Here is a 12,630-nt window from a genome sequence, read left to right as displayed (position 1 = left end):
AGCTACGCACTATAGCCATTACGACTTCACTTTAAATTGATTGATATTATTGGATAATTGCATCGTAGTATTATCAAACTCTTTCACGGTCTTTGCCAATTGGCCAGCTGACGTTAACGAGTTGTCTGAAAGCGCTCTTACTGCTTCGATATTACTGGCCACTTCTTCCGCTGCGACTGCTTGTTGACTGATCGCTACAGTAATTTCAGTCGTTTGTTGCTGAATATCATTAATCGCTTGAGTGATGTCTTTTAATGCGATTTCGACTTGTCCAGTCAATGCTTCACCTGACTTAGCTTGATCGACACTGGTTTCCATCACTTGCTCTGCTTGCAGTGCACTTTGTTGTAGTGTTTCAATAATTTGTTGAATGTTTGTTGTTGAATCCTGAGTTCTAGAAGCCAAGGTTCTTACTTCATCCGCAACAACCGCAAAACCACGACCTTGTTCACCAGCACGTGCGGCTTCAATAGCCGCATTCAAAGCTAAAAGGTTGGTTTGTTCTGCAATTCCCCTGATGACATTGAGCACTTCGCCAATCTTCTCGCTGCTGCCACGTAGCTCTCGTATCACATCTGCTGCTTCAATCACTTGCTGAGACATAGTGCGAATACCGTCTGTGGCTAGCGTAACGATCTTGACACCGTCTTCAGCCTGAATATGAGCATTATCTGCTAGCTCAATCGCATTTTGCGTAGTTGAAGCCATTGCTTGGCTTGTCTGTGCCATTTCTGTGGCTGACGCTGCTACAGAGTCAATTTGTAGCTTTTGCTGTTTCACAATATCAACAGCAACTTCACATTCTTTATTGGCTTCGACAACACCATGACTCACGTTTGCTGTGAGCTGACCGGTTTGCTTTAACATCGACTGAACTTTTTCAGCAAACAAATTAAATGCTTTGCCAAGTCTGCCAAGTTGATCCTCTCTATCAAGTTCAATACGTTGAGATAAATCACCATCACCTTGAGCGATATTTTCCATTGCATCAACCAATTTTTTTAATTGAATTCTGAATGGTAATAGCATCATCCACACCATTGCTGCCACGAGTAAAATGATGCCAACAGCCACTAATGAGGCATTCCATACCACTTTTTGTACAGGAGCATCGATCACCGTTTGAGGCAGCATGAAACCGAGATGCCAGCGCTGTTGAGGATAATCACTTGAGACATCCATAAAAGACACACGCTGCGGTACGCCATCAAAAATAACCTCGGCAACACCTGAGTCATTGTTGATTATTGCTCTTTCTAGTGCAGAAAAGCCACTACTGTCACTGAATTGAGCATCAACTTTACTCAGCATTGAGCCAGGAGGAAAGCTGTCATTAAAACCCTTGAAAAAAACCAACTTCCCTTCATCTGTCATCAAAAAGGCTTGGCCTTGCTGCTGATATTTAATGGGTGCTAATAAATGCTGACCAATGGTATCAACTAAGATATCCATACCACCGATACCGATAAGTTTTCCTTGCTGATTTCTAACAATGGTTTTAACCGTTGCTGAAATGGAACCATCATTTGCATCCACTGCAGGATCGCTTACATACAATCCATTTTTGTCGATAGACTTTTGCCACCAAGGTCGTTTATTGGTGTAGTAATTAGGGTCGCCATCATAGCGCCCCAAAATATCAAAGTACTCGTATGTGTTCGCTGAACCGAAAAACACGGCTTTGATGTCTTTATCGCTGTCAGTGAGATACGTGAAATGCTTAATAATTCTGTCGTATTGGGCGTCATCTGATAAATCTGAGCCTCGTGTATGATATTGACTAAACCAATTCAATACATCTGGCTGAGAAAATAAGGTATGAATGATTTGGCCTTTGGTTTGAAAGTAATCTTTAACTTCAGTAGCTTTAAGCTCGACCAAACTATGAATATCTGAATCTATCTGATTACGTGCTCGCTCGCTCTCATGACTCACCAATATACTTGCTACGATTGCCAACATAATGGCAAGAGGGCCTACAATCATAATCACTAATTGCAAGCTGAGAGAACGCTTCAACACCCTCATTACGACTTCCTTTTTAATTTTATTATATTGGAATGGTTTATTTTTGATTGTGTAATACTAAAGTGCAACAGGCATTATTTTAAAAGAATTTTTATATTGCAATTAGTCTGCAATGATGAAACATTTCACTGCATAAGCATCTATTAGGTAGATAGGTATAAAATTTAACTACACAATAAAGCACTATGGTATTAGTTCTAACTGTGTTGGTTGATCGCTTTGTTCAGAAGTAACTTGAGCACATAGACCCACTGAAATACCCACGAGCCGAATTCCTCTTTTTTGACCTCGAGCATAAGCTTCAGCGAGCAACTGCTTAAATAACTTAGGTGAAATGTCATCACTTCGTTGCTCTACTGTGGTTTGCTGAAAGTCAGCAAACTTCAATTTAACCACTTGCTTTTGAATCTGACGCTCTTTAGCACTGCGTTGCACTCTTGCAGACAACTCTTTGATTAAACCTACGAGCACCCCCTCGCACTGCTCTAATTGAAATATATCTTGAGCTAATGTTGTTTCCACTCCGACCGATTTACGCTCTCGGGAGGACACTATGGCTCGTTCATCAATGCCATAGCTTCGTTCTATCAATACCTGTCCAAACTTTCCAAATTTTTGAATCAACCTGTTTTCATCAAATTGTTGAACATCCTCGCATGTTGATAACCCCAGTCGAGCTAACTTTTCTTCTGTAACCTTACCCACTCCTGGGATTTTTCGTAGAGACAGTGTCTTAACGAACTCTGTGACTTGCGGAGGCGTGATGACAAATTGACCATTAGGTTTGTTTAAGTCTGAAGCTACTTTAGCGAGAAATTTTACCGGTGCGATACCCGCAGATGCTGTCAAACCCGTCAATTCGAATATCTTGCTGCGGATCTCCTCTGCAATGAGAGTCGCTGAACCATGACAATGCGGGCTATCCGTCACATCAAGGTAAGCTTCATCGAGAGAAAGTGGCTCAATTAAATCGGTATATTGAGCAAAGACCTCTCTTATCTGCTGTGATACTTGCTTATAAACTTGCATACGCCCCGGCACTAGAACCAAATCAGGGCAAAGTTTTAAAGCTTGCTGAGTAGGCATAGCAGAACGGACACCAAATTCACGTGCTGCGTAGTTACAGGTTGATATCACACCTCTACGTTCCCGACTGCCCCCAACGGCAAGAGGCTTATCTCTATATTCAGGAAAATCACGCATTTCTACAGCTGCAAAATAGCAGTCCATATCTACATGTATGATCTTTTTCATAAAGCACACCGATAACTGTATGTATGAAAGGGCTATCCACTTAGCTGCACCAACCACTATATTTAGCTGCACCAACCACTATATATTGTGGTTTAACGTCTTTCTTTGATAGCCCTATATGTTAATGGTTTTGTTACTATGGCTTGTTCCAACAGCCTATAAAATAACAACCCCCTCGAATTAGATTTCCTACGATTAAAACGGAACGTATATTCATCAAGGTAGCCCCCTGTGTCAGGATGGTTGTCACTCTTAATATTTAACTAATTATTAACCGCTTAAGGGGGCGGGAAAGGCAACCTAATGACACACTATTCAGACGAAAGAAAACAAGCTGTACTCAGTAAAATGCTTCCGCCACAAAATATGAGTATCGCAGCTATTTCAAGAGAAGAAGGAATTCATGTTCAAACATTGTATAGTTGGCGCAATAAACAAAAACAAGCAGGAAAAGTCGTGCCCGGTAAAGCTTCATCCTATAATTGGTCAGCAGAAACCAAGTTAGCCGTAATCATTGAAACCGCAGCAATGTCAGAGTCTCAACTCAATCAATATTGTCGTGAAAAAGGTATCTTTAAAGAGCAAGTTAAGCAATGGAAACGAGATTGCCTTACGGGTTTTCAATCAAGTGGCGCTCAAAAAAAAGAAGCTAAAAAGCAGGCTAGGCTCGATAAGGCAGAAATTAAGTCACTTAAAACCGATTTAAGAAGAAAGGAAAAGGCGTTGGCGGAAACAACGGCTTTACTGGTGTTAAGAAAAAAGCTCAATGCCTTGTGGGAGAACGAAAACCAGGAGAGTTAACACCACTGCCTTTAAGACAACAGTTGATAGGGTTAATCCAAGAAGCTTGCAATAGTGGTGCAAGGTTAGATAACGCCTGTAATGAAGTCCCGTTAAGTAAACGAACTTATCGACGGTGGTTTAAAGATGGGCAAGTACAAGCCGATTTGCGTCCCGAAATTAAACGGCCAGAGCCAGCGAATAAGCTTACTGAGAGGGAGCGGCAGCAAATTTTAGATACGTGTAATCAAAATGAATATGCGAGCTTGCCACCAACGCAAATCGTTCCGTCATTACTTGATAAAGGGATATACATTGCCTCTGAGTCGAGCTTTTATCGAGTATTAAAGGGGCACGGTCAGCTTAATCGTCGTGGGCGAGAAAAAACACCACAAAAGAGAAGTAAACCTAAGAGTTACAGGGCTTCAGCGCCTAATCAGGTTTGGTCTTGGGATATCACATATTGCGCCTCGGTCATCAAAGGGAAGTTTTACTATCTGTATCTGTTTGAAGATATTTATAGCCGTAAAATTGTTGGCTATGAAGTCCATGAACAAGAGTGCGGTCAAAAGGCCGCAGAGTTAATCCAGCGTTGCATGCTCAAAGAGCAGTGTTTCAACTCGCCGTTGGTTTTACACTCTGATAATGGTGCACCAATGAAATCCTACACCATGAAAGCAAAGTTGGAAGAGCTAGGTGTAACGGCATCATTGAGCCGCCCAAGTGTGAGTAATGACAATCCTTACTCTGAATCACTTTTTAGGACATTAAAGTATCGACCTGACTGGCCTAAAAAAGGGTTTTCAAGTTTAGAAGAAACCCAAGACTGGGTTGAGAACTTTGTGACTTGGTATAACAACGAACATAAGCACAGTCGGCTTAACTTCGTGACGCCTGAGGAACGGCATAAAAAACAAGATAATGTGCTGCTCATGAACCGTAAAAAGGTACTCGAAGAAGCAAGAGCTAAAAAGCCAATGAGGTGGTCAGGTGAGATTCGAAACTGCGAACCCGTTGGTGATGTAATGTTAAATCCAGATAATGAAAATACAACAGAAAAATCGACAAATAATGTAGCTTAAGTTTTAATCAAAGGGTGACACCTGTCTTGAAAAACGCCGGTAGTAATCTAAGTGTTTCACCCTTACAGCTCCTTGATATGTACCTAAGAGCCATCTTTTAAGTAAAGCTGATACTCGATGAACTCCCGCCATTGAAACATGAGCAGGCGTACTGGAGCCAGAGTGAACAATTTTTTTATGTTTATAGCCAAGTTTCCCAAGCTTAATGTAAGCAAGAGAGCCATCACTGCAAATCAAGCTGCCTTTCTCGACTGTATCAAGTATAAATCTTTGAATATTTTCAGCTGTGGCACTATCGACTTGTTTTAACCTGATTCGCCCAAAGCCTTTAGGCTCAATGAGTTCCACTGCAACTAAAACAACGGCTTTCTTTTCATAAAGGTGTTCAATATTTTTGCTTTTGTGACTGACACCACCTACCAAAGTTTCATCAACTTCAACTATTCCACTTAGCTTATCTCTTTCAGGATTGACCATAGCAGCACGAATCTTATGAAGAATTGACCAAGCCGTTTGATAGCTACCAAGCCCGAGTAACCGTTTAACTCCTAAAGCACTAACGCCATTCTTTTGATTAGTGATATACCATACCGCAGCAAACCAACTTCGTAGTGATATCCTGCTTTTATCGAAAATAGTGCCAGAAGTAACGGATGTTTTCTTGCGACAGTTCGCACACAAAAAGAGTTGGCTATCTACTTGATAACATTTAAGAGCAGCACAATGTGGGCAAATAAACCCTGAAGGCCATCTGAGATTGATTAGGAAGCTTAAACAGACTGATTCATCATAAAACCATGTTACAAATTCTTCCCAATCCCTCGGGTAATCAATACCTGCTTGCAACAATTGTGAAGGCTTTGTCATTCCTATATATTGACATAGGTGCAGCTAAGTGGATAGCCCTTATGTATGAACAGTATATAGTTGTGAAACGTTATTTTATAGCTATTTTTTTTTGTGATTTTGCTAAATTAAGTAATCCCTAAGCGCAGTAAAAGGGTAATTGAATAAATAGGATTAACATTCAAACGGATTGAGGCGCAAAATGAAAAGACTACTGCTAATTTTGACTTTATTGATTAATTTAAATGCTAATGCGATTGTGATAGATAAAACACCCCTGGTGATCGGAGAATCCATTAGCTTTAAATCAAAAGCGCTTAATGAAACTCGCCAGTTTAATGTGTATCTTCCCGTCAGTTACTTCAAGGCTCAATCAAAACAGTACCCTGTGATTTACCTCTTAGATGGCGGGGTGGATGAAGATCTTGTTCATATGAGTGGATTAACGCAATTCTTATCTTTCTCCTGGATAAACTCGATGCCGGAAGTGATTGTTGTAGGTATTCAGAATGTCGATAGGCGTCGTGACTTCACTTATCCAAGCTCAGATTTAACGGATCAGAAAGAGCTTCCAACCTCAGGTAAATCCGATGATTTTATTTCCCACCTAAGTAATGAGTTACTCCCTTTAATCGACGCTCACTATCGCACAACAAACAATAGAACTTTAGTTGGTCAATCTTTGGGAGGGTTGTTAGCCAGCACCATACTCCATCAGCAACCCAACATGTTCACAAACTACCTGATTGTTAGCCCAAGCTTATGGTGGGATAAAGAGTCTTTATTATCTCGGCCTCTGGATTTAAACACCTTTAAAGGAAAAGTATTTATAACCGTGGGCGAAGAAGGAGAGATCATGAAACGGGTTGCAAAATCACTGTATAAAAAAACGCTTCAAGCAGGCTTAAAGTCAAATATGGTAGGTTTTGAGTTTTATCCAACATTAGATCATGGAGATGTTCTTCATTTAGGCGCCTATAAAGGACTCGGTTTTCTTTTTAATAAACCAGAAACTCGATGAATAAAAAACAAAAAAGCGACATTAAATGATGTCGCTTTTATTGGAGAGTGCAGAGTTATGGTTAAATAATTCTGTTTTTTTCTAACATCTCTTTACGAGCAGCTTCTTTTTCCATGCGACGTTTACGTCTATCACAAGGATCATCGCAATCACAGGCCTTTTCAATACCTAATGCACCTAGGCCACCACAACTGCCCTCTACGGCTTTTCTCTTTACAATATAGCCAATAGACATCAACAAGAAAAACGTTAATAACACCACAAAAGCGGCAATAAAGGTGCTCATAAGGACTCCACTACTCTTTTACATATTTTTTGAAAGCATCACTGTAATGGACTTTGAATCCATTATCTTGCTTTTCGATGAGCATTATCGCTAAGTTTTGTTTTTTAGCAAGTGCTAACGAATCTTTAACGCCTAAAACTATCATTGCTGTAGCATAACCATCTGCAACCATACACTCTTTATTGAGTACGGTCACTGATGCTAAACGGTGCTGCACTGGCATTCCAGTTCTAGGGTCAATGATATGATTATAGCGTTTTCCGTTTTCTTCAAAATAATTTCTGTAATCACCAGAGGTTGCCATCGCCATATCTCCAGGTGCAATGACTTGCTGAACTTTACGCTCATCTGAAGTGGGTTTTTCAATCGCAACTTTCCAACCTGAACCATCCGCTTTCTTACCTTTTATGCGGAGCTCACCGCCAATTTCAACAAGGTATCCTGACACATGATATTTTTCGAATATGGCTGATACTTTATCAACGCCAAATCCTTTAGCGATTGAAGATAAATCGGCGTACAAGTCTTTACTGCCTTTCTCTAAACGCTCTCCATTGATAACGACACCATTAATATTTACACGTTTTCTTGCAGCAGCAACTTGTTCAGTCTTTGGCGCTTCTAATTGTCCCTTACGCGGCCCAAACCCCCAAAGGTTAACTAATGGTCCAACCGTAATGTCTAACGCACCATCAGAGATTTTATTTATCTTTTTTGCTTCTTTGATGACAGTTAATAAGTCAGGAGATACCTTGATACCTTGACCTTCTTTTAGCCTGTTATAGGTCGATAATTCAGAATCAGGTCTATAGGTCGACATTTGGTCATTTACTTGTTCAAGTGTCAGTTCTACTTCCGCATGTAAGGTATCAATGTCAGGAGTCTTATTGTTCGGCACATATTTAATGTGGTATGTCGTCCCCATAGTACTGCCCTGCAAAGAAACAGTATCGACATGTTTGCTACAGCCTGAAAGGACTGAGGCTACAACTATAAAGAAAAACAATTTAAATGCAGATGTTAACTTAACCATTGGCAGAACTCCTATTGTTCAAGTGCCTTCCTAGTTACCCCTCATTTTAAACCATAAATAATACAGCTGCCTAACTTAAAGTGGACAGCTGTCTAATAAATAACAAGTGTCATCTGAGTAATTTATGAGTTTCCAAAAATGATTTTATCAAAAGTTGGATTACTGAATAACTGCTGTGTTTCTTCTGTGCTGTATCCACCTTCCATGGCGATTCGCTCCAACCCTGCTAAAAATAACTGAATCTGTTCAGAGTAAACACTTGCCATATAATCGATGCCGCTCAGCCCGTTAAACTTAAGCTCACGCCATTGCTTGTTCCAATGGGGCCTCACTTGGATAGGGTTTCCTTGACTGTCTCGAACACTGAGCCATTGATTCAAAACAGATTGCATAAACTCAATCCATTGTTTCTTGGGTACTTGTAAATTGCCTAAAATTTCAATTGCAAAACATGCCTTGCTTCCATATAAGGGAGAAAGTGCAACTTCCGATCCTCCAGTGATTCGGACTTCCATCGTCGTTTGTAATGCCTGCTTGCCTTTTGCTTGAGAGTAAATTAAGGTCATTGCTCGCCACCAAATGTCCCAAGCCACAGCCCAATCCAAACTTCCATCATCCATGGTCGGTATTGCTATGTTCATTTCCATAATAGTCACCGGTATATTATGAACACCTCTTTGGAAATGCATAGCTTCAGTGATAGGAATACACACTGGTTGTTCTGGTTGATAAAAAACTTTGTTTGTTAGCTCAGCAAATAATTTAGCAACTTCTTCTTGTGAGAGGAGCTTACTCAAAACAGGAGTGATTAAATAGACAAAATAAGTGAGGACATTCTGTTCTAAATCATGCGCTTGAATTGGTGATGGAATGCTATCGTTAAAACTGCCACTGTTATCCCATGTATTTACAATTGCATCTTGTTGATAGGGAAAGTAAAAAAACTCTGCATAGTAATCGCTCTCACATATTTTTATAAAGTTATCCTTGGCTTTGATTAAATCAGTCGAAGAGGATTTCTGGGATGCAAAAAAATCTGGAGCATCATCCAGTTTTTTGGGTGGAATAGTACTCAGTATTGGAACTCGCTTTGGCTGAAGCAAGGCATAAGACAGTTCATCTAAACGAAGGACTAAGGAAGTAACAACACCAATTAAGCCAAAATTGGCGACTATGCTCTTAAGTGTTGCTTTGTCATTAAGCCAACCTTGAGGAATAGTATATTGAGCTAATTTAAGTTCTTCATAATCACAAACTGTTTGTAATTCGCCATTCGTGTTTATGAACTCAATGGCTACAACTAAATCAGAAAGTGATTGAGTATTGATTCCTGCACTGTGACATCCTGAGCAACATACAGATCCAAGCGCATTTTCAACAAGAACTACATCATATGGCATCCCCCAAGCATCCATTTCAGGGTCAGATTTTTTACTCTGCCATTGTTCATAACTCCATAGCCGGATATGATTATTATGAACTGCTGAGCCGACTTTACACAAATGATGACGCTGCTTGGTTAAGTACGGTTTGCCAATCAGTTCTATCTGTTGAAATTCATTTTCAGGGTCAATTGGAGGGTGCAAACTAGGCTTACGAATAGCAAACCGTTTACTTTGCAAGCAAACTAAGAGTTGTTTATTTTCAGAAAAAACATCTGAAAATGAATGCCTGAATTGTGCAACTCTGATTCTTAAATTATTCTGTTTGGCCTTTTGAACGAGCTCCTTAAGGACTGCAACTTGAGTTATATAGTGTGTTTCACTGGAGTGTTACTAATCGATTTCCCCCAGTTTTCAAATGTCTCATTTTTTGTATCTTTTCTTTCGAGCCATTTAAACTTACGATCTGTTAAGGCAGAAACCTGTCTAAATGTTTTTAAATCAATATCTGTAAGCAAGGTATCTTTCAGCACATTAATTAAGGCATCTGGATGTGAAAACAAAACCTTCTCAAACAGTAATAATTTATGCTCTGCTACCCAAAGTAATCCATTTCTTGTAATGTAATAAATTAACTCATTAACAACACCTGAAGGGGTTTCACTTTCAGTTGTGTTTAATAAAGATTTTGCTTGTAGCGTATTAGACAAAAGTGCTGTAAATACACTCAATCTAGACGTTGCAATAAGTAATGTTCTTCTACTGATAGATTTTGGACTTGCAGATTTTTTTGACATTGTGTCGCCTCTCAAAAAGATAAACGTCACCTTCCTTAGGGACAGTAAGCACTTACCTTACTATAAGACATATTAATGCCGTAAAGATTAACAAAAATTAATCAAAACAGAACACTTCGCTTAGAACTTTCTATATTTAAATATCAATATTTTTGCCTTAACTATAGAAACAAAAAAACCGCATGTTGACTCAACATACGGTTTTTAAAATCAGACTAATGGTGTTTAGCCACCGAAATCATCCAGTAGAATGTTTTCGTCTTCTACACCTAGATCTTTAAGTAGACCAATTACTGCCGCATTCATCATTGGAGGGCCACACATGTAGAACTCACAATCTTCAGGAGCTTCATGATCTTTCAAGTAGTTTTCATAAAGAACGTTATGAATGAAGCCAGTATAACCGTCCCAGTTGTCCTCTGGTTGAGGATCTGAAAGCGCAACGTGCCAATCAAAGTTATCGTTATCCGCTGCTAAGCCATCGAAATCTTCAACATAGAACATTTCACGCTTAGAACGTGCACCGTACCAGAATGACATCTTACGATCTGAGTTAAGACGTTTAAGTTGGTCGAAAATATGAGAACGCATCGGCGCCATACCTGCACCACCACCAACAAATACCATCTCAGCATCAGTTTCTTTCGCAAAGAATTCACCAAATGGACCTGAAATCGTTACTTTGTCACCCGCTTTTAGGCTCCAAATGTACGATGACATTTTACCACAAGGTAGACTTAAATTACGTGGAGGCGGCGTAGCAATACGCACGTTCAACATAATGATGCCTTCTTCTTCTGGGTAGTTAGCCATTGAGTATGCACGAATCGTTTCTTCGTCTACTTTTGACTCTAACTTGAAGAAACCAAAGTGTTCCCAATCGCCACGGTATTCTGCTGGTACATCAAAATCAGCATATTTTACATGGTGAGCTGGTGCTTCAATTTGAATATAACCACCTGCACGGAAAGGTACAGATTCACCATCAGGAATGCCAAGCTTAAGCTCTTTAATGAATGTGGCTTTGTTATCGTTAGAGATAACGTCACATTCCCATTTCTTGATGCCGAAGATTTCTTCGTCAAGTTCGATCTCCATGTCAGTTTTAACATTTACCTGACATGATAAACGACAACCTTGGCGAGCTTCACCTTTAGTAATGTGATCTAATTCAGTAGGCAGAATATCACCACCGCCTGATTTGATGTTCACACGGCATTGACCACATGAGCCACCGCCACCACATGCACTTGAAACAAAGATACCGCTTTCGGCTAATGCACCTAGTAATTTTCCGCCAGCAGCGGTCTTAATTGCTTTGTCAGCATCACCGTTGATGCCGATGGTAATATCACCTGACGCAACCAGTTTAGATTTAGCGAATAAAATCACTAAAACTAATACCAGTACGATCACAGTGAACATACCTACACCTAAGAAAATAATATCCATCAACTTATCCTTAGAGGGTCCTAATTAAATTGCCCTAAAATACTCTGTCAATGGGCGTGTTACAGTGACACGCCTGAAAATGACATAAAACCTAAGGCCATAAGACCAGCGGTGATAAAGGTAATACCAAGACCGCGTAAGCCATCTGGTACATCAGCGTACTTCATCTTCTCACGGATACCCGCAAGCAACACGATAGCCAGTGCCCAACCGACACCAGAACCGATACCAAATACCACACTTTCACCTAAGTTATAATCACGTTCTACCATGAATGATACAGCGCCAAAAATCGCACAGTTCACTGTAATCAGTGGTAGGAAAATACCCAGTGCGTTATACAAAGGTGGGAAATACTTATCCAATGCCATTTCCAAAATTTGAACCAATGCTGCAATTACACCAATGAAAGTGATGAATTTCAGAAAGCTCAAATCTGCATCAGGGAAACCTGCCCATGCAAGGGCACCTGGTGCTAATAAACCTTGATAAATAATCTGGTTAGCTGGTACTGAAATCGCCAATACCACGATAACTGCAACACCTAAGCCCATCGCCGTTGTTACTTTCTTAGATACCGCTAGGAAAGTACACATACCAAGGAAGAAGGATAGTGCCATGTTTTCAATGAAAACAGAGCGAATAAACAAACTGATTAAATGTTCCATT

Annotated in this window: 10 protein-coding genes and 2 pseudogenes; 2 read left to right on the top strand and 10 right to left on the bottom strand. The window is 40.0% G+C overall.

The genetic code is table 11. From position 1 onward, the window contains the following. Positions 1 to 18 precede the first annotated feature (18 nt). The 3 genes and pseudogenes from JQC92_RS01990 to JQC92_RS01980 form a co-directional block, all read right to left on the bottom strand. Positions 19 to 2,028 (bottom strand): methyl-accepting chemotaxis protein, encoded by a 2,010-nt coding sequence (locus JQC92_RS01990; protein WP_204998071.1) that lies wholly within the window; start codon positions 2,026 to 2,028, stop codon positions 19 to 21. A gap of 183 nt (positions 2,029 to 2,211) precedes the next feature. Next, positions 2,212 to 3,282 carry a DNA polymerase IV gene (gene dinB, locus JQC92_RS01985; RefSeq protein WP_204998070.1) on the bottom strand — a complete coding sequence of 357 codons (1,071 nt, stop codon included), beginning with the start codon at positions 3,280 to 3,282 and terminating at the stop codon, positions 2,212 to 2,214. Positions 3,283 to 3,374: 92 nt separating this feature from the next. Then, positions 3,375 to 3,506, bottom strand: a pseudogene (locus JQC92_RS01980) (IS1595 family transposase); the annotation flags it as partial. Positions 3,507 to 3,585: 79 nt separating this feature from the next. Here JQC92_RS01980 and JQC92_RS01975 point away from each other — a divergent pair. Continuing rightward, a protein-coding gene (locus JQC92_RS01975) for an IS3 family transposase (RefSeq protein WP_420851284.1) occupies positions 3,586 to 5,144 on the top strand; the annotation gives its coding sequence in 2 pieces (ribosomal slippage) (positions 3,586 to 4,036 and positions 4,036 to 5,144; 1,560 coding nt in all). 15 nt (positions 5,145 to 5,159) lie between these two features. On the opposite strand, the pseudogene JQC92_RS01970 reads toward JQC92_RS01975, so the two are convergent. Continuing rightward, positions 5,160 to 6,011: pseudogene (locus JQC92_RS01970) on the bottom strand (IS1595 family transposase); the annotation flags it as partial. A gap of 181 nt (positions 6,012 to 6,192) precedes the next feature. Here JQC92_RS01970 and JQC92_RS01965 point away from each other — a divergent pair. Next, positions 6,193 to 7,011: an alpha/beta hydrolase gene (locus JQC92_RS01965; protein ID WP_204998067.1), complete on the top strand. Its 819-nt coding sequence runs from the start codon at positions 6,193 to 6,195 to the stop codon at positions 7,009 to 7,011. Between the two features lie 61 nt (positions 7,012 to 7,072). Here JQC92_RS01965 and nqrM read toward each other — a convergent pair whose 3' ends face one another. The 6 genes from nqrM to nqrE all read right to left on the bottom strand — a co-directional run bounded on the left by nqrM (position 7,073) and on the right by nqrE (position 12,629). Continuing rightward, positions 7,073 to 7,297: a (Na+)-NQR maturation NqrM gene (gene nqrM / locus JQC92_RS01960; RefSeq protein ID WP_129945417.1), complete on the bottom strand. Its 225-nt coding sequence runs from the start codon at positions 7,295 to 7,297 to the stop codon at positions 7,073 to 7,075. Positions 7,298 to 7,307: 10 nt separating this feature from the next. Continuing rightward, a complete protein-coding gene (locus JQC92_RS01955) occupies positions 7,308 to 8,330 on the bottom strand; it encodes an FAD:protein FMN transferase (RefSeq protein ID WP_204998066.1) in 1,023 nt (340 codons plus the stop codon). A 122-nt stretch (positions 8,331 to 8,452) separates the two neighbouring features. Next, positions 8,453 to 9,952 (bottom strand): D-arabinono-1,4-lactone oxidase, encoded by a 1,500-nt coding sequence (locus tag JQC92_RS01950; RefSeq protein WP_204998065.1) that lies wholly within the window; start codon positions 9,950 to 9,952, stop codon positions 8,453 to 8,455. A 125-nt stretch (positions 9,953 to 10,077) separates the two neighbouring features. After that, positions 10,078 to 10,509 carry a hypothetical protein gene (locus JQC92_RS01945; RefSeq protein WP_204998064.1) on the bottom strand — a complete coding sequence of 144 codons (432 nt, stop codon included), beginning with the start codon at positions 10,507 to 10,509 and terminating at the stop codon, positions 10,078 to 10,080. Positions 10,510 to 10,734: 225 nt separating this feature from the next. Next, entirely contained in the window at positions 10,735 to 11,961 is a 1,227-nt protein-coding gene (gene nqrF, locus JQC92_RS01940) for an NADH:ubiquinone reductase (Na(+)-transporting) subunit F (RefSeq protein WP_129945420.1), read from the bottom strand. 59 nt (positions 11,962 to 12,020) lie between these two features. Beyond that, on the bottom strand, positions 12,021 to 12,629 hold the full coding sequence (gene nqrE / locus JQC92_RS01935; RefSeq protein ID WP_129945421.1) for an NADH:ubiquinone reductase (Na(+)-transporting) subunit E: 609 nt from the start codon (positions 12,627 to 12,629) through the stop codon (positions 12,021 to 12,023). Position 12,630 lies beyond the last annotated feature (1 nt).

This window comes from Parashewanella hymeniacidonis, assembly GCF_016900895.1.
Taxonomy (GTDB): Bacteria; Pseudomonadota; Gammaproteobacteria; order Enterobacterales; family Shewanellaceae; genus Parashewanella; species Parashewanella hymeniacidonis.
Note: the sequence above shows the minus strand (reverse complement) of the source record. Positions and strands in the feature narration are given on the sequence as shown.